The organism is Parabacteroides sp. AF18-52 (genome assembly GCF_003479145.1).
In the GTDB taxonomy this organism is placed as follows: Bacteria; Bacteroidota; Bacteroidia; order Bacteroidales; family Tannerellaceae; genus Parabacteroides; species Parabacteroides faecis.
Genome location: NZ_QUGR01000002.1, coordinates 839,917 through 858,223 on the forward strand (window position 1 = coordinate 839,917; position 18,307 = coordinate 858,223).

12 protein-coding genes and 2 rRNA genes are annotated in these 18,307 nt (G+C 44.4%); 4 read left to right on the top strand and 10 right to left on the bottom strand.

The genetic code is table 11. The annotated features are described in order from the left end of the window. Positions 1 to 72: 72 nt before the first annotated feature. Both DWX23_RS06790 and DWX23_RS06795 read left to right on the top strand, forming a co-directional pair. The gene (locus tag DWX23_RS06790) at positions 73 to 4,074 is read left to right on the top strand and encodes a hybrid sensor histidine kinase/response regulator transcription factor (RefSeq protein ID WP_158607055.1); all 4,002 of its coding nucleotides are present in this window, start codon (positions 73 to 75) and stop codon (positions 4,072 to 4,074) included. 52 nt (positions 4,075 to 4,126) lie between these two features. Further along, positions 4,127 to 7,381, top strand: coding sequence for a S41 family peptidase (locus DWX23_RS06795; protein ID WP_122373903.1), 3,255 nt, complete (start codon positions 4,127 to 4,129; stop codon positions 7,379 to 7,381). Positions 7,382 to 7,472: 91 nt separating this feature from the next. Here DWX23_RS06795 and DWX23_RS06800 read toward each other — a convergent pair whose 3' ends face one another. The 7 genes from DWX23_RS06800 to DWX23_RS06830 form a co-directional block, all read right to left on the bottom strand. After that, the gene (locus DWX23_RS06800) at positions 7,473 to 8,030 is read right to left on the bottom strand and encodes a flavodoxin family protein (protein ID WP_122373904.1); all 558 of its coding nucleotides are present in this window, start codon (positions 8,028 to 8,030) and stop codon (positions 7,473 to 7,475) included. A gap of 87 nt (positions 8,031 to 8,117) precedes the next feature. Continuing rightward, entirely contained in the window at positions 8,118 to 8,999 is an 882-nt protein-coding gene (locus tag DWX23_RS06805) for an AraC family transcriptional regulator (RefSeq protein ID WP_122373905.1), read from the bottom strand. A 69-nt stretch (positions 9,000 to 9,068) separates the two neighbouring features. Next, positions 9,069 to 9,665 (bottom strand): hypothetical protein, encoded by a 597-nt coding sequence (locus tag DWX23_RS06810; protein WP_122373946.1) that lies wholly within the window; start codon positions 9,663 to 9,665, stop codon positions 9,069 to 9,071. A 35-nt stretch (positions 9,666 to 9,700) separates the two neighbouring features. Then, positions 9,701 to 10,327 carry a lysine exporter LysO family protein gene (locus tag DWX23_RS06815; RefSeq protein ID WP_122373906.1) on the bottom strand — a complete coding sequence of 209 codons (627 nt, stop codon included), beginning with the start codon at positions 10,325 to 10,327 and terminating at the stop codon, positions 9,701 to 9,703. Beyond that, on the bottom strand, positions 10,324 to 10,602 hold the full coding sequence (locus DWX23_RS06820) for a LysO family transporter (protein WP_122357212.1): 279 nt from the start codon (positions 10,600 to 10,602) through the stop codon (positions 10,324 to 10,326). The genes DWX23_RS06815 and DWX23_RS06820 overlap by 4 nt, the downstream gene beginning before the upstream one ends. Before the next feature lie 34 nt (positions 10,603 to 10,636). Beyond that, complete coding sequence (locus DWX23_RS06825) at positions 10,637 to 10,975, bottom strand: hypothetical protein (RefSeq protein ID WP_122357213.1); 339 nt, start codon at positions 10,973 to 10,975, stop codon at positions 10,637 to 10,639. Positions 10,976 to 10,994: 19 nt separating this feature from the next. Continuing rightward, complete coding sequence (locus DWX23_RS06830; RefSeq protein ID WP_122373907.1) at positions 10,995 to 11,249, bottom strand: sigma factor; 255 nt, start codon at positions 11,247 to 11,249, stop codon at positions 10,995 to 10,997. A gap of 167 nt (positions 11,250 to 11,416) precedes the next feature. Here DWX23_RS06830 and DWX23_RS06835 point away from each other — a divergent pair, with 167 nt between their 5' ends. Further along, a complete protein-coding gene (locus DWX23_RS06835; protein ID WP_122373908.1) occupies positions 11,417 to 13,672 on the top strand; it encodes a GH92 family glycosyl hydrolase in 2,256 nt (751 codons plus the stop codon). Positions 13,673 to 13,853: 181 nt separating this feature from the next. After that, entirely contained in the window at positions 13,854 to 14,174 is a 321-nt protein-coding gene (locus DWX23_RS06840) for a YbjQ family protein (RefSeq protein ID WP_122357216.1), read from the top strand. Positions 14,175 to 14,222: 48 nt separating this feature from the next. Here the strand turns inward: DWX23_RS06840 and DWX23_RS06845 are convergent, their stop codons facing one another. From DWX23_RS06845 to DWX23_RS06855, 3 genes are all read right to left on the bottom strand, one after another. Further along, complete coding sequence (locus DWX23_RS06845; protein WP_122357219.1) at positions 14,223 to 15,035, bottom strand: alpha/beta hydrolase; 813 nt, start codon at positions 15,033 to 15,035, stop codon at positions 14,223 to 14,225. A 158-nt stretch (positions 15,036 to 15,193) separates the two neighbouring features. Then, positions 15,194 to 15,304: ribosomal RNA gene (rrf, locus tag DWX23_RS06850) — 5S ribosomal RNA — on the bottom strand. 117 nt (positions 15,305 to 15,421) lie between these two features. Then, positions 15,422 to 18,298: ribosomal RNA gene (locus DWX23_RS06855) — 23S ribosomal RNA — on the bottom strand. Between the last annotated feature and the right edge of the window lie 9 nt (positions 18,299 to 18,307).

Here is an 18,307-nt window from a genome sequence, read left to right on the forward strand (position 1 = left end):
CACAGTTTTAATGAAATGAATACATTACAAATTTTAGATAATCCCCGGATACGAACGCTAAAAAGAATACACTTGTTATTTTTTTTCGTGATCTTGCATGGTGTAACAAATGCACAAACCTTATATGACTATTATTTTGAGCAAATAACAACCACACATGGGCTATCACAAAACTACATCACCTGTATCCAACAGGATTCGCAGGGATTTATATGGATCGGCACCACCAACGGAGTAAATAAATACGACGGTTACCGAATGAGAGAATATTATAGTATTCCTAATGACATTCATTCATTAAAAGGAAATTATATCTCTACTATTTATAATGATTCATCGGAGCGATTATGGATCGGAACAAACAACGGAGTCTGTTGCTACCAACCTCAAACAGATAATTTCGAACATGTCGATTTAGAACAATTATCAGGCTATTCTCCTGCTAATCGTCATGTCACGGCGCTGTTCGAAGATCAAAATCAGACACTCTGGATCGGTACGGCCGGAGGTATGCTATACGCTTATTTACCGAAAGAAAAACAACTGGAGTCGTATATTACCATCCGCCAGGATCCTATCCGCACGGTTACCTCTTACCGTGATTCTTTATTAATCGGTTGTTCAAAGCTTGGACTTATGCACTTAGATACAAAAAGCAAACAAATGTATCAGACATCACTCGACTCACTCCATACGCATGTCTCCATTATTTCTTTTTTGAATGCTTCCAACGGCGAACTATGGATCGGAAGTAAAGAAAAGGGACTATTAAAATACGGAGAGGCATCCCCGGTTATAACTATCAAAGACATACAGAGCCTCTGTGCTATCTCCGATACCCGTATCATGATTGCGACAGAAAACAGCGGTCTACTCGAATATAATACACAAACCGGAAATAGTACCACCATTGGCACTGTCAATAATAAAAACCTGAACTCCGACGCAGTTACTTGCCTTTATAAAGATCGTACCAACATTTTATGGGTCGGTACCACCAACGGAGGCATCAATAAATTCGACCCCAACCGTAATCTATTCAAATATATCCCTATCTTGTCAAAAGACCTTTCGCACAACAGTATCCAGTCTGTTTTGACTCTTAGTAAACAAGGCGAACAAAAGCTATTGGTAGGCATAGACAATAAAGGTCTTTATATATATGACAAAACAACCAATAAAATTGCTCCACACGAAGCAAATGAGAGGTTTACAGGATTAAAAGACACACCTATCAATAGTTCCCTATATGACTCCAGAGGTTTCACCTGGATCGGAACATACGATAAATCATTGAAAATACTCGGACCGGAACCGGAAAGAAGCCATATAGAGCGGCTTATCCGGCAAAAGCTATCCTCTTCCACAACTATCAAATTTATCATCGAAGATAAAAAGCATCACATCTGGATTGCTACCTCACAAGGGAAAATATTCCGTTACAACCCCGGAAAACAAATACTCGAAGAGTTCTACCGGACATTCAACAATCAACTTAACCCCAACAATATCCTGTCCCTTTACGAAGATTGCGAAGGGAGGATTTGGGCAGGAAGCATCTGCGGACTATTCTGCTATGAGGAATTTAGCAATGAATTTCAATTAATCTGTCAACCCGATCAAGAAAATCCGTATGCAGACAAAAACAAAATCGCCCCCATCCGGTTCATAAACGAAATATTATGGCTGGGGACGTATAACGGTATTATAAAATATACCCTCCAATCCGGAGAAATCCAACATTATACAACTAACGACGGACTGCCGGGCAACCTGATAAAAGGTTTGTTGTATGATCAGGATAATAATCACCTATGGATCTCTACCGACAAAGGTTTAAGTTGTCTGAATTTAGATGATGAAAGATTTACCAATTTCGGTCCCGAGGACGGTATTCTGAACCGGGAATTTAATAATATGAGCTTTTTACATGACCAGGACGGTAAATTTTTCTTTGGCTGCGTCAATGGCATTTATCATTTCGACCCCAAACAAATTTCTGTCAATCCCAACCTGCCTAAAGTGATTATTACCGATTGTCAGTTCTATAATAACGATCAGGAAGAAAAGATAGAAAAAACACATTATCTACCGGTCACCGGAAAAAATGAGATCCGGATTTCTCCCGAAAATTCAGTATTCAGCCTCCATTACGTAGCATTGAACTATACTAATACGGAAAAAAATCAATATGCCTACCGGTTAAAAAATTATGATAGCCAATGGAGATTCGTTGGTCAACAACGAAATGTAATGTTCACCAACCTGGATCCGGGAACTTATCACTTTCAGGTTATCGCTTCCAACAACGACGGAATATGGGATGAATATGGCAGTACGCTGAAAATCGTTATCCTTCCTCCTTGGTGGAGAACCGTTTGGGCCTATGCCATATACATTATTATTATCATCTATACCTTTTACCTGATTACCCGCTTTTACACCAACCGTATAAAAATGAGAAATTTATTGGCCAATGAACAGTTCGAACGAAAGCAACTGGAAAAATTAAACTCACTAAAAATACAGTTCTTTTCAAATATCACCCATGAATTCCGGACGCCTTTAACACTAATACTCAGTCCTGTGAACAGTATACTGAACAAGAATGTCGGTAAGGCTATGCAACACGAATATCTGAAAATCATTCAAAATAATGGGTTGAAACTATTAGGATTAGTAAACGAACTTCTTGATTTCTCGAAATCCGAAGCCGGATTTTTCTCCTTTTCGCCAGTCTGTTCCGACCTCTCGGCCATTTTAAAAAACGAGATCCAGCCCTTCTACCCTTTAGCAAAAGAAAAACGGATCAACCTACAGTTCGATTATGACGAGGAGGCTCTAATATGTCAGGCAGATTCTGTCATAATTCAGAAAATCATCTCCAATTTATTGTCGAATGCGATTAAACATACACCTGAAAACGGACAAATAATCCTTTCCTTACGAAAAGACAAGGAAGAAACAAATTCAAAAATATACATCTGCATCAAAGATTCAGGAAAAGGAATACCGAAAGATCAGCAGGAGTTTATCTTCGAACGTTTCTACCAGATAAAACAAGATATTACGGCCGGTACCGGAATAGGATTAGCCCTTGTAAAAAAATTAGTGAGTCTGCATCAAGGCAATATCAAAGTGGAAAGTGAGATAGGAAAAGGAAGTCTTTTCATTGTCGAAATTCCTTATATCGAGTCCGTAGAATCAGACAAACAGCAAATTAAGACTTTAGTGGAAAAGGAATCATTATCGGTTCCTTCAAACGAAATAAACGAAAAAAAACAGGATGAAGAAGCTGCGGTTAAACATCATACTATTCTGATCGCGGAAGATAACAAAGAGCTTCGTATATATATCGCAAGCCTTTTGTCGAATGCCTACAACATATTAACTGCAGAAAACGGTAAGGAAGCATTGGAGATCGCTCAAAAGGAACAACCCGATGTTATTCTTTCCGATATATTAATGCAGGAGATGGACGGAAGAGAATTTTGTAAACATATAAAACAGAATGTCAATACCTGTCACATTCCTTTCATCATGTTGACAGCCCTGGCTTCCGACATGAATCAGGTGGAGGGATTGGATGCCGGTGCAGACGATTACCTCACTAAGCCGTTCAATCCCTCGATCCTGCAATCAAAAATTATAAACATTCTGCAAAGCCGCATACTTATCTCCCGACGAAATAATACCTTGCAGGCTCTTCAGCCCGAAAAAGTTATTGTTGAAGATAAAGACAATCAATTCCTTCTTCACCTGATCGGAATAATAAAGGAGAACCTGAGTAATTCCGATTTGAAAATAGACGACCTGGGGAAAGAACTGGGTATGAGCCATACTCCTTTCTACAAAAAAATAAAGCAGCTGACCAATCAGACTCCCAACGATTTTCTAAAGAACATACGATTGGAGCAGGCCAAAAAACTCCTGTCCGACAGTGATCTGACTGTCAGTGAAATTGCTTACCGGTGCGGATTCAATTCACCCAAATATTTTCGTGAATGTTTTAAAAGACATTTTGGAGAAAGTCCCAGTGAATATCAGGAACATCAGATAGAGAGATCTTCCTAATTTTTTTCATGTGTGAAAATAATCCTGTACTTTTGTAGAAATTCATAAACGCATGAAAAAATTACTAATCTTAACATCGGCCCTTTTGTTAACAGGGTCCGTTTTTGCCGACAACGATCCGTTATGGATGCGCTATCCGGCAATTTCTCCGGACGGAGGAACAATAGCTTTCACCTACAAAGGTGATATCTATACCGTACCGGCTACCGGTGGTAAAGCCACCCAGTTGACAACCCATCAGGCTCATGACACACGTCCGGTCTGGTCGCCCGACGGAAAACGGATCGCTTTCGCTTCCGACCGTAACGGAAATTTCGACGTCTTCATTATGAATAAAGAAGGAGGCGCACCGACTCAACTGACGACCCATTCGGCCAGCGAATATCCTCAAACATTCAGCGACAACGACCATGTTCTTTATACAGCCTCTATCCAACAGGACGTAAAAGACAGCCAGTTCCCTTCGTCACTGTTTTCACAGGTCTACCAGGTCAGCACGACCGGAGGACGACCGACGCTATACTCTTCACTGGCAATGGAAAATATAGCGTTCAGCAAAGACGGAAACCAGCTGTTGTATAATGACTTCAAAGGATATGAAGATCCCTGGCGTAAACATCACCAGTCTTCCATCACGCGTGATATCTGGCTATGTTCATTGGATAACGGGCGGTCTTTCAAGAAGATCACCACTTTTCGCGGTGAAGACCGTAACCCGGTCTGGACAGCCGACGGAAAAGCTTTTTATTACCTGAGCGAAGAAAAAGGTAGTTTCAACATCTTCAAAAACGACCTGACCGGCAAAAACGGCAAACAGATAACCAATCATACGACACACCCCGTCCGCTTCCTGACTTCCGACAATAACGGAATGCTTTGCTACGGATATGACGGTGAAATATATACAGTCAAAGAAGGCGGCCAACCGTCAAAAGTTAAAGTGAGCATTATCTCTGACCAGACAGAGAACGATCTGGTCCACCGTCTGATGTCAAACGGAGCAACCAGCATTGCCGTATCTCCGAATGGGAAAGAGGTGGCTTTTATCGTAAGAGGTGATGTATATGTTACTTCCGTTGAATTTGAGACAACCCGCCAGATCACTGATACACCGCAACAGGAGCGTAATATTGATTTCAGCCCTGACGGTCGTTCTCTGGTTTATTCTGCAGAACGGGGAGATACATGGGGTATCTACCAGAGCAGCCTGGTTCGTAAAGACGATAAGTATTTTACCTATGCCCAGGAAATAAAAGAGGAACCGCTGGTTGTAACGGAAAAAACATCTTTCCAACCGGCTTATTCACCTGACGGAAAAGAGGTTGCTTTCCTGGAAGATCGTACGACATTGCGTGTGATCAATCTGAAAAGTAAACAGGTACGTACAGTCTTGGACGGTAAATACAATTACTCCTACAGCGACGGAGATCAGACTTATCAATGGTCACCCGACAGCAAATGGTTCCTGGTACAATATATAGCTATCGGCGGATGGAATAACAAAGACATCGCACTGGTAAAAGCGGATGGCAGCGGAGATATTACCAATCTGACGGAAAGCGGTTATTCGGACAGTAATCCCAAATGGGTACTCGATGGGAAAGCAATGATCTGGTCGTCCGACCGGGCTGGTTACCGCAGTCATGGCAGCTGGGGTTCACAGGACGACACCTATATCATGTTCTTTGACGCCGAAGCTTACGATAAATTCCGTCTGAGCAAAGAAGAACTTGCCCTGATCGAAGATGAAGATAAAGACAAAGAGAAGGACAAGGACAAAAAGGATGATAAAAAGGATTCCAAAGAGAAAAAAGCGGATAAAAAGAAAGACGACAAGGATAAACCTGTCGATCCGTTGAAGTTTGACCTGGAGAATCGAAAAGACCGTGTTATCCGACTGACAATCAATTCTTCCAACATGGGAGATGCCGTATTGACACCAAAAGGTGATAAACTTTATTACTGCGCCGCTTTTGAAAGCGGTTACGATCTGTGGGAACGCAACTTTAAAGAAAATACGACCAAACTATTGATAAAAGGTGTTGGGGGCGGAACAATGTTTACCGACAAAAAGGGTGAAAACCTCTTCCTTGTATCGGGCGGTCAATTGAAAAAGGTAGCAGTCAAGGACAGCAAGACTGAAAATATCCCGTTCAAAGCTGAATTTTCTTACCGTCCTCCACAGGAACGTGAATATATTTTCAGTCATGTATGGCGTCAGGTAGAAGACAAATTCTATGATCCGACTATCCATGGCATCGATTGGGAAGGCTATAAGAAAGCATATGCCCGCTATTTGCCGCACATCAACAACAATTACGATTTCCAGGAAATGTTATCGGAATTGTTAGGCGAATTAAACGGTTCACATACAGGTGCCCGTTACTATGCCAGCTCCTCTACTCCGGCAACGGCTTGCCTGGGGGCATTCTATGATAACAGCTACAACGGCGACGGTTTGAAGATTGCCGAGATCATCGCAAAAGGCCCGTTGACCCTGGCAGATACCAAGATCAAACCGGGTTGTATCATCGAAAAGATCAATGAGAAACCGATTAAGAATGGGGAAGATTATTATCCGTTGTTAAGCGGAAAAACCGGAAAAAAAGTGTTATTGTCCGTTTACAATCCGGCAACGAAAGAACGTTTTGAGGAACAGGTTAAGCCGATCTCTTACGGCGAACAGTCGAACCTGCTGTACAAACGTTGGGTAGAAAACTGCCGCAAGAAAGTAGACGAACTTTCAGGTGGAAAAATCGGCTATGTACATGTCAAAGGCATGAACAGCGAAAGTTTCCGCGAAGTCTACTCCGAATTACTGGGCCGTTGCCGCAACAAGGAAGCGGTGATCGTCGATACCCGCCACAACGGTGGCGGCTGGTTGCATGACGACCTGGCTACGTTATTGAGCGGTAAAGAATATCAGCGTTTCATGCCACGCGGACAGTATATCGGTAGCGATCCGTTCAACAAATGGCTGAAACCGTCGTGTGTACTGGTTTGCGAAGATAACTATTCGAACGCCCACGGCTTCCCCTGGGTATACAAGACATTGGGTATCGGTAAGCTGATCGGTGCCCCCGTACCGGGAACTATGACAGCCGTTTGGTGGGAAGCTCAGATCGATCCATCTATTATATTCGGTATTCCGCAGGTTGGTGTCCAGGATATGCAAGGCAACTACCTGGAGAACCATGAACTGGAACCGGATATTAAAATCTACAACACCCCGGAATCACAGTTGAAAGGCGAAGACCATCAACTGGAAGAAGCGGTGAAAGTGATGTTACAGACGGTAAAAAAGTAAATACCTGACAAATATAAAAAGCGGATTAAATCAGTAGCCTGTTTTATGGTTCTGATTTGATCCGCTCTTTTATATCAGTTAAATAATCGGATTACCGGATTGACAAACCTAGCTGCCGTGCCTCATCTAAAGCCGGATGTCCTTTAATATCTCCGATCTTCATAACACCTCCCGCATATACCTCACCGGCATTCTTCCATTCCAGATGTTTCAATAAAGCATGATAATAATGTTCTACCGGCTCAAAATTGTCTCTGGTATCTCCTTCAGCCGCCATCAACATGATACATTCTTTCTTCTGGTTTCTGTAATCTCCGTCTTTTTCGGCTACGGCAAACAGACGGTCGAAAGCGGCTTTCAACTGGGCGGTAATGCTCCAGTAATACATCGGTGATGCCAGTACCACAATATCCGCTTCCTCATAAACAGGATAGATCTGGTCCATGTCATCTTTCTGGGTACAAGGACTGTCCGGATTTTTACCTCCTCCCAGACATCCCAGGCAAGGATGGATATTCATCTTTTGCAGGTTAAAGGTTTTCACTGTATGTCCAACCTGTTCCGCTCCCTGTACAAATGCGTCGATAAGTCCTGCCGTGTTTCCTTTCATACGGGGACTGCCGTTCAGAATAATGATTTTCTTGTTCATAATCGCTGCTTTTACTATTAGTTGCATACAAAGTTAACGATAGACAAGTCCTCGGAAGTTTCCATCCGGCTCAAAGAATATGACTGTTTAGTTCAATATGCTTTTCTTATTCAGCAATTCGGAAGGGGGCATCCCGTAGTGATCTTTGAAGATACGGGAGAAATGCGTAGGATTTTCAAAGCCTAACGAATAACAGACATCGGAAACAGACATCGCCGTATTTTGCAGCATCTCTTTCGCCCGGCTCAAACGATGTTCACGTATCCATTGGGCGGGCGGCATATTATAAGTGCTCTGGAAGTCACGCTTGAAACTCGACAGGCTGCGACCGGAAAGATAAGCCAGTTCGGGGAGGGTGATCGGTGAGGCATAATGTTGCTCCACCACCTGCCGGATATCCGTCCGCACAGGCTGACGCAGTTGTAATATCTGGCGGAATATATTCTTGCTGCATTCCGAGACGTCATACAGCATCTCCATGATCTTTAGTTTCAACAGTCCAGGATTGACGGAAGCCGGGGCATTGAAGTAAGGTTTCAGGGAATGGGCAAAGGCAACCAGACAGTCGCTCATAGGATTGACCGTGTTCCTGATCTCTTCCGTCATACGGGGAATATTGACATGCTGCATCGTAAGGAACTCTTTCAGCAACTCGTCTTTCAGGCAAAACATCTGGCTGTCGAATATGTCGGCATTATCGGGGTTTCCCTCTTTTTCATAACTGACTACCGTCGCCTTTCGCAACAAGATCATCTCATGCTTTCCGACAACATAGGTTTGTTTGCCGTAATGGAGGGTTACCGTACCATCGAGTACCATCATCAGCATATGTTCTTCAAGGAACATCGTACCGGAAGATCCCATGCTATGAATGCAGGACTCAATAACAGTTCCCCCTTCCAACCGGAGCGAACTTTGCGTACAATCACCCGAAATAAGGGCTGTCGGAACTTTTATATACTTTATCATGACGGAATAACCTTTTTAACGGATACTTTCCACAAAGGTAGTGATTTAATATCGGATAAAAAGACTGTTTTAATCGGGTATCGCCATGCGGGAAGATGAAAAGTCTAGCTTTTTATATTTATCTTTCATTCGATTGTCGGCTTGTTCCTTATCGTCGGTAAAATAAACGGGGGATTGCTCGAAATGCCAGGTGCCGGCATAGTTCAGCGTATTCGGGGCAACGGTAAATTTAAACAGGACCAGTTCGTCCGGGCGTTGTTCCTTGTTCTTTATCTTCCGTTCCGTCTCCAGGATAGAGTCTTCTCCTTTATAAATGGGTTCCATATAGGATTTACCGCCATACCATTTACTTTCCGTCCACCAATAATTCAGGATCGCATACGTTCCCGGTTCGATCAGGTAACAGAACGGATTTTCCTTGGAAGTCTTAAAGGTAGACTTTACCCTGAAGATAAATACTTCGTTCGTCTCAATATTGATTATCCGGATATCCTGGGGATAACCTCCGCTCTTAAACTTTTTCAGGCGTTGGATGAAATCACCGTAAAATGCGGCTTGTCCGGCCGGGATCGCATCGTTATCTCCCAGTTTATCCAGTCTTCGCCCCGGCTGTCCGGCTGCGCAGAACGAAATGAGCAGCAATATAGCAATCAGTAAGTTTCTCATACAGGTCATTATGCTATCTTTATTGACTATCCTATTCACATTGAACAGAAAAAAGAGACAAAGAACGGTACCGTAAAATCGACCAGAATACCGTGGAAGATAGAAACGAATACCAGATCTTTTCCTGAATAACGGGTAATAATCGGTAATGTTGTATCCATCGTCGTCGCTCCTCCGGCACAGATAGGAGCCAAACGGCCGAAATACCTGACAAATAAAGGAGCGCCCAGCAGAGCTATAATCTCACGGATTATATTGGCTATCAATGCGATCGTTCCCAACTCCGTAGCCATCTGGACACCCAAAGAGGCCTCCTTCAATTCCGTTATCAGGATAGATGACAATGAATAATAAGCAAATCCGCTACCCACCGCCAGACAGTCGAACACACTCCATTTGGTTATCACCAGACTGATCAGAGCCGAAGCTGTCAGTGTCCCGATAATAGTAGCCAAAGGGACCAGTAATAGTTTAGGTCGGATACTACACAAGATATCTTTCAACTTCTTATCGCTACCGATACTCAACCCTACCTGAAACATCAGCAGGTAAAGCACATACATAGTCATATTATTTTCAACGATTACATCCGGCAGATACCCGCTCCATCCCAGGATACAGCCGAATGCAAAGAAAGCGACAACGATCAGACTCCCCCTCATTCCCCCCTCCTTTCCTTAAAGAAGAAATGGTAAACGCCCCAGGCAGCCAGCACACTTCCGGCAGTTCCGGCCAAAGCGATCAGAAAAGCCTGTCCGCCCAATGTTGTCAGATTATTGACAATCGCATCATTCGCCCCTACCGAGATACCCAGCAGAAACAGCAAGAGTAGGATTGTATAAGAAATAGGCTTACCGATCTTTTGCAGCAGTTCCACCTTCCGCAAAAGATATCCGGCAGCGATGCCACCAAACATGATTCCAATTACCGTGAACATAATCTTTCAAATTTCCTGCAAAGGTAAGAATATATCAAACACAGCAATTCTTCTCTATCATAAAAGAAGATGTCAGCAACAGGACTAACAAAAGGATAATAATGACACTTACCAAAGTGGTAAATGAATAGAAAAGACGAAGATGCCGCCGTTTCTTCTCCCTGCTGATCCGCTGGAGAACTTTCAAGTCAAACTCCTTCCCTAACGGTGGCAGGATCTCAGCTTCGGGAGACATGAACCAGGCACGGTAAGGGCGTAACTCCGGCGGCAATGTTTCAGCCGAGAAAAAGTGACGCAATTCCCGTTCTTCTTCAATAGTGGTAGCACACTCCCAGTATTTGTCCAACAATAATGTAATACGGTTACAATCCATATTCGCTGTTTAAACAATATTATCTGACTACGAAACTTTCTGTTCGCTTCTTCTTTAAGTTGACTGTTTCCAACGCCATATTCCGTGTGACCATCAGGCAATAAGAGGGAAGGTCTTCTATTACGATCCATGCGGCCCGTTCATTCCAAACCTTCAACATAACGTCCTGAACGATCTGTTCCGAACGATCTGCATTACCGGTGATCCTGAAAGCAACCCGTAACAGGTTGTCTTTTAGCGGCAGTATCCTTGTTATGAATTCGTCTGTTCTCATCTCTGTTATATTAGACGAGTAACCCAGATAAAAGGTTGCAGTTTTCTGTCACTTTTTTTTACCAGATGATAGAAAAACACCGCTATATAGTTCTTTTTCATTATATTTGTAGCAGTTCTAACAAATAATTGATACGCATAATATCAAACTAAATCAATAAATAAAAAGTGAAAAAGACAATCTTATTCCTCCAGGCTGCTGTACTTTGCCTGCTGGCAGGATGCCAGTCAGCCCCCGGCAGCGGCTTATTAAGCGATGAAATCAAGTATGTCGATCCGTTCATCGGAACCGGATTCCACGGACATACCTTTCCCGGTGCCACCCGTCCGTTCGCCATGGTACAGGTTAGCCCCGACACTCATATCATGGGCTGGGATGCCAGTAGCGGTTATCATTATGACGACCGGGAAATCTACGGATTCAGTCATACACACCTTTCAGGTACCGGTATCGGCGACCTGGGGGATGTAGCATTACTGCCTTTCTCCGGTGCCGACTCAATCAAACCTGTAGGTCTTTTCAATAAGGACACCGAAAAAGCGACTCCGGGTTATTACGCCGTACGCCTGGATAACTTCGGCGTAAACGTGGAATTGACAAGTACCGATAAAGTAGGTTTCCACAAATATACCTACGACAATCCTAAAGATCGCCGCGTAATGCTCGACCTGGGGCATATCCTCCAACCGAACTGGGGACATAAACTGGTAGATAACAGCTATCTGTTCGTGAATGATTCGACAGTTGAAGGTACTGTCCGTACACAAGGGTGGGCACATTTCCACTCGGTTTCTTACCGGATCACCTTCTCTGAACCTATCGAAACAATATACCAATATATCGACGGTAAATTGCGTCAGGATTCATTGTTCCTGCGTATCAATACTGCTGAAGATCTGAAATTCCATTATAAATTCCCGGAAAAGGCAGAACCTCTGTACGTAAAGGTGGCACTTTCCATGGTAGATACGGAAGGAGCAGAAAAGAATCTCGAAGCAGAGCTTCCAGGCTGGGATTTCGAAGCAACCCGCATCAAATCGGCTGAGATATGGAACGACGCGCTGAATGCAATCGAAATTCAGGCAGATCCTACTGTAATGGTGAATTTCTACACAGCTCTATACCATACGATGATCGCTCCGTTCGCTTATCAGGACGTAGATGGGCGTTATCTGGGTATGGATAAAAAGGTACATAAGGCAGAACCCGGTTATACGAACTATTCCGTATTCTCTTTGTGGGATACATTCCGTGCCTTGCATCCGTTGATGACGATCATCAATCCGGATCTGGCTGCCGACTGGGGTAAAGTATTGGTACAGGGATATAAAGAAGGCGGTATCCTGCCGAAATGGCCGTTAGCTTCGAGCTACACAGGTTGTATGGTAGGTTATCCCGCCGTATCTGTTCTGGCTGACCTGGTTTGTAAAGACCTGGCTGACGGCGACCTGAAAACATGGGCGGAAGCCGGTGCACGTTCTTCTGTTTACCGTGAAGACCTGGCTGAAAAGTTCAAGGGGACACGCGAACTCGATCTGATCACCCGCCATCCTTATTATAAAGAAAAATATGGTTTCGTTCCGGCTGACTCCGTTCCCGAATCCGTATCCTGGGGATTGGAAATGGCTTATGAAGATTGGTGTATCTCACAAATAGCTGCTAAAGCAGGATTGGATTCGTTGGCACAGGTTTATGCTGCCAAAGGGGAATACTACAAACGTTATCTGGACCCGGAAACAAAGATGATGCGTCCCATTATGGGTGACGGAACTTTCCGCACTCCGTTCAATCCGCGTTACTCCGCACACATGAGAAGTGATTATACGGAAGGAAATGCTTTCCAGTGGAGTTTCTTCGCACCGCATGATATGGATAACTTCATTGCTACGATCGGTGGCAAGAAAGAATTGGAAACACGTCTGGATACCTTGTTTACAACATCTTCACAGGTCGATGGTGAACATGCATCAGGCGATATCACCGGTCTGATCGGCCAGTATGCTCACGGTAACGAGCCGAGCCATCATATGGCGTACTTATATAACTGGACGGATTCACCCTGGAAAGGACAAGAACGCCTGGACTATATTATGCGTGAATTCTATACGAATAAACCGGATGGCATCATCGGTAATGAAGATTGCGGACAGATGTCGGCATGGTATGTTATGAGTGCATTAGGCTTCTACCAGGTTGCTCCGGGTATTCCGGTTTACACATTGGGACGTCCGATGATAGATCGTGCTTTAATACGCGTGAAAGGGGGAGCTTTTGAGATCCGGGTGGAAAACAACAGCCCGGAGAACAAATATATAGAAAGAGTTTTGCTGAACGGTAAAGTACTGGATACTCCGTTTATCTCGCATAAGGATATCGTTAAAGGTGGTAAACTTGTATTTGAAATGACGAACACACATCCGTAAAAATCCGATGCTTATCCGTTCACAAGCGGATAAGCACCCAATGACAAACGGATAGGCATCCGATAAACGACGGGCAGAGATTCCATACAAATGAACCTCTGCCCGTTTTTATTTGTTCCAAATCCAATCATCTATTCAATATAATGGATATATTTGTTGCAGACTATAAAATAAAAAAGCTATGTTATTAACAACGACAAACAACATCGAAGGGAAAAAGATCACCCAATATTATGGAATAGTTTCCGGCGAGACAATCATCGGGGCAAATGTATTCAAAGATTTTTTTGCTGGAATACGCGATATCGTAGGCGGTCGGGCCGGCTCATACGAAAGTGTGTTACGCGAAGCAAAAGATACGGCTTTGCAGGAAATGAGCGAACATGCTGCCCGCCTGGGCGCCAATGCTGTCATTGCGGTGGACCTGGACTATGAAACTGTAGGAGGGAGCGGAAGTATGCTGATGGTCACAGCTGCCGGAACAGCAGTACGCTACGAATGATATAATCCGTTCCCGTGTCAATCACGGGAACAGGTTTTCTTCTCCCTTTCAACGCGTTTCCAAAATCTTTTTCACATGATTCTTCAGTATATGAAAAGCCGGAGCCGCCATCGAGCCGTGATCATAGCCATCCAGTTCATACAAATAGGTTTCTTTATGTCCTGCCACCTTCATCATACGCCAGAAGTATGCATTTTCCTCATAGCGTCCCAGCATCTCCATTTCACGGTCTCCGGACACAATTATTAAAGGAGGAGCATCCGGACGGACATAATAAAGAGGGGCATATTCATCGATACTGGGCTGCGTCTCTTTCATCCCTAAAGATTCCCGGTACGCAAAATGACTGATAGCATGCCCGCTAAAAGGTATTAACGCAGCAATAGAATCGGCATCTATCGAATATACCTGGAGCCATTTTTTATCCAATCCGATCATATTTGTCAGATAGCCGCCTGCAGAATGTCCTGAGACAAAAATACGTTGTCGGCTACCTCCATATTTCTCGATTGTCTTAAAAGTCCATGCAACCGCAGCGGCCGCATCATCGATACAATCTTTAATAGAACATTTGGGTAATAAACGATAATTGACGGCAACAACTGCCAGTCCGCAATTTTTCAACTCATCCGGAATAAATTTACTTCCACCGGACAGTCCCCCGCCATGAAACCAAACGACTGTTCCGAAATCCTCCAGGTTTTCCGGATAATAAATATCCACTTTGCAACGTTCCAGGCCATAAGGATCGCCTGTCGTACGATATGGAACATCTTTTTCTACGATATAACTTATATCTTTCTGAGCAGAAAGAACAGAGGATACGAGAAGGAATACAAATAAAATATAAGACTTGATCATAAAGCATTGATTTTTGGACAAAGATAGAGGATTTGTATAAAACAAAAAAGGAGTCGGTTCCATTATGCCAATAAAGAAAAGTGAAACCATGATAAATGAAAAAAGGAGTCCACTCTTTCGAATGAACTCCTTCTACCTTTCAGTCTTTTGACTTACTAAAACGGCGGCTATCTACTCTCCCACTTTTACGCAGTACCATCGACGTGGTTGGGCTTAACTTCTCTGTTCGGAATGGGAAGAGGTGGATCCCCAACGCTATAACCACCTTAATACCTTTTAAGATGTTTGACTTTGGACAACGTTACTTTAACGTAACTCATTTTCTTTGAGCTATATGACAGGTATTACTACCCATCACCTGCTGATATATCAACCCTTTCTCCGGAAAAAGAAAGTCTCGGGCTATTAGTACTACTCGGCTTCGACATTACTGCCCTTACACCTGTAGCCTATCTACGTCGTAGTCTACAACGACCCTCAGGGAGATCTTATCTTGAGGCTGGCTTCGTACTTAGATGCTTTCAGCACTTATCCAATCCAGACTTAGATACCCGGCGGTGCACCTGGCGGTACAACCGGTAAACCAGAGGTCTGTCCAACACGGTCCTCTCGTACTAGTGTCAGAGCCACTCAAATCTCCTACGCCCACGATAGATAGAGACCGAACTGTCTCACGACGTTCTGAACCCAGCTCGCGTGCCACTTTAATGGGCGAACAGCCCAACCCTTGGGACCTTCTCCAGCCCCAGGATGTGACGAGCCGACATCGAGGTGCCAAACCGCTCCGTCGATATGAGCTCTTGGGAGCGATCAGCCTGTTATCCCCGGAGTACCTTTTATCCTTTGAGCGATGGCCCTTCCATGCGGAACCACCGGATCACTATGCTCTAGTTTCCTACCTGATCGAGTTGTATCTCTCCCAGTCAAGCACCCTTATGCCATTACACTCTACGACCGGTTACCAATCGGTCTGAGGGTACCTTTAGAAGCCTCCGTTACTCTTTTGGAGGCGACCACCCCAGTCAAACTACCCACCATACAGTGTCCTCACATCTCGCGAGTTAGAACTCAAACAACCAAAGGGCCGTATTTCAACGACGGCTCCACAAATACTAGCGTACCTGCTTCAAAGCCTCCGGCCTATCCTACACATTAGTTGCCCAAATTCAATGTAAAGCTATAGTAAAGGTTCACGGGGTCTTTTCGTCCCATCGCGGGTAATCGGCATCTTCACCGATACTACAATTTCACCGAGCTCACGGTTGAGACAGTGTCCAGATCATTACACCATTCGTGCAGGTCGGAACTTACCCGACAAGGAATTTCGCTACCTTAGGACCGTTATAGTTACGGCCGCCGTTTACTGGGGCTTCAATTCAATACTTCTCTTGCGATGACATCTCCTCTTAACCTTCCAGCACCGGGCAGGTGTCAGGCTGTATACTTCATATTTCTATTTTGCACAGCCATGTGTTTTTGTTAAACAGTTGCCTGGACCTATTCTCTGCGCCCTACCTTTCGATAGGGACCCTTTATCCCGAAGTTACAGGGTCAATTTGCCTAGTTCCTTAACCGTGAATCACTCGAGCGCCTCAGTATTCTCAACCCAACTACGTGTGTCCGTTTACGGTACGGGTACTTTATTGATATGCTTAGCGGATTTTCTAGGGAGCCTGATTACGTCCATATTACCTTGTACAAGTACTCGGTATACTGTCAGGTTCAGCTCTCAAAGCGGATTTGCCTACTTCGATCAACGCCTACACCCTTTAACCATCTATTCCGTCAGATGGCAGGACTGTCACTTCTCCGTCTCCACATCGCTCAATAAAGTAGTATGGGAATATTAAACCATTCTTCCATCGGAATCGCCGTTCGGCTTATCCTTAGGTCCCGACTTACCCTGATCCGATTAACGTTGATCAGGAAACCTTAGTCTTTCGGCGAGGAAGTTTCTCACTTCCTTTATCGTTACTTATACCTACATTTGCTTTTCTATGCACTCCAGCAAGGGTTATCCCTCACCTTCAACGTCCATAGAATGCTCCCCTACCATCTCTTACGAGATCCATAGCTTCGGTAAACAGTTTATGCCCGAGTATTATCCACGCCAAACTCCTCGACTAGTGAGCTGTTACGCACTCTTTAAATGAATGGCTGCTTCCAAGCCAACATCCTAGCTGTCTCTGCAGTCTGACTTCGTTAGTTCAACTTAACTGTTATTTGGGGACCTTAGCTGATGGTCTGGATTCTTCTCCTCTCGGACGCGGACCTTAGCACCCGCGCCCTCACTCCTTATCAATATATAGCACGCATTCGGAGTTTATCTGGACTTGATAGGCGGTGAAGCCCTCGCATCCAATCAGTCGCTCTACCTCATGCTATACTAAATAAAGGCTGCACCTAAATGCATTTCGGGGAGTACGAGCTATCTCCAAGTTTGATTAGCCTTTCACCCCTACCCACAGTTCATCCGAAAGCTTTTCAACGCTTACCGGTTCGGTCCTCCAGTTAGTGTTACCTAACCTTCAACCTGACCATGGGTAGATCACTTGGTTTCGCGTCTACTCCCTCCGACTAATTCGCCCTATTCAGACTCGCTTTCGCTTCGGCTCCGTATCTGAAATACTTAACCTTGCCGGAGAAAGTAACTCGTAGGTTCATTATGCAAAAGGCACGCCGTCACAACCGAAGTTGCTCCGACCGCTTGTAGGCAGACGGGTTCAGGGTCTATTTCACTCCTCTGTTCGAGGTTCTTTTCACCTTTCCCTCACGGTACTGGTTCGCTATCGGTCTCTCGGGAGTATTTAGCCTTACGGGATGGGCCCCGCTAATTCACACAGAATTCCTCGTGCTCCGCGCTACTCAGGATACCACTAGGCTTCGTTAGAAAGTCGTGTACGGGATTTTCACCCTCTATGATCGCTTTTTCCAAAGCGTTCCACTTTCCTAATTTCTTGCCACAACGTGGTCCTACAACCCCGGTATTGCCTAAACAATACCGGTTTGGGCTCTTCCGCGTTCGCTCGCCACTACTTGCGGAATCATTATTATTTTCTCCTCCTATGGGTACTTAGATGTTTCAGTTCCCCACGTTCGCCTCCCTGTTCAGGATGGCAGGCCTTCAACCTGCCGGGTTGCCCCATTCGGAAATCCGGGGATCAAAGATTATTTGCATCTACCCCCAGCTTATCGCAGCTTATCACGTCCTTCATCGCCTCCGAGAGCCAAGGCATCCACCGTCTGCCCTTGCTTACTTTCTTTTGTCCGGT

Excerpts from the sequence above, each read along its gene's own strand:
- DWX23_RS06820 (WP_122357212.1), bottom strand. The coding sequence starts at position 10,602 with ATGTTCACGGTAATTGGAATCATGTTTGGTGGCATCGCTGCCGGATAT.
- DWX23_RS06840 (WP_122357216.1), top strand. The coding sequence starts at position 13,854 with ATGTTATTAACAACGACAAACAACATCGAAGGGAAAAAGATCACCCAA.
- DWX23_RS06825 (WP_122357213.1), bottom strand. The coding sequence starts at position 10,975 with ATGGATTGTAACCGTATTACATTATTGTTGGACAAATACTGGGAGTGT.
- DWX23_RS06845 (WP_122357219.1), bottom strand. The coding sequence starts at position 15,035 with ATGATCAAGTCTTATATTTTATTTGTATTCCTTCTCGTATCCTCTGTT.
- DWX23_RS06830 (WP_122373907.1), bottom strand. The coding sequence starts at position 11,249 with ATGAGAACAGACGAATTCATAACAAGGATACTGCCGCTAAAAGACAAC.
- DWX23_RS06810 (WP_122373946.1), bottom strand. The coding sequence starts at position 9,665 with ATGAGAAACTTACTGATTGCTATATTGCTGCTCATTTCGTTCTGCGCA.
- DWX23_RS06815 (WP_122373906.1), bottom strand. The coding sequence starts at position 10,327 with ATGAGGGGGAGTCTGATCGTTGTCGCTTTCTTTGCATTCGGCTGTATC.
- DWX23_RS06795 (WP_122373903.1), top strand. The coding sequence starts at position 4,127 with ATGAAAAAATTACTAATCTTAACATCGGCCCTTTTGTTAACAGGGTCC.
- DWX23_RS06805 (WP_122373905.1), bottom strand. The coding sequence starts at position 8,999 with ATGATAAAGTATATAAAAGTTCCGACAGCCCTTATTTCGGGTGATTGT.
- DWX23_RS06800 (WP_122373904.1), bottom strand. The coding sequence starts at position 8,030 with ATGAACAAGAAAATCATTATTCTGAACGGCAGTCCCCGTATGAAAGGA.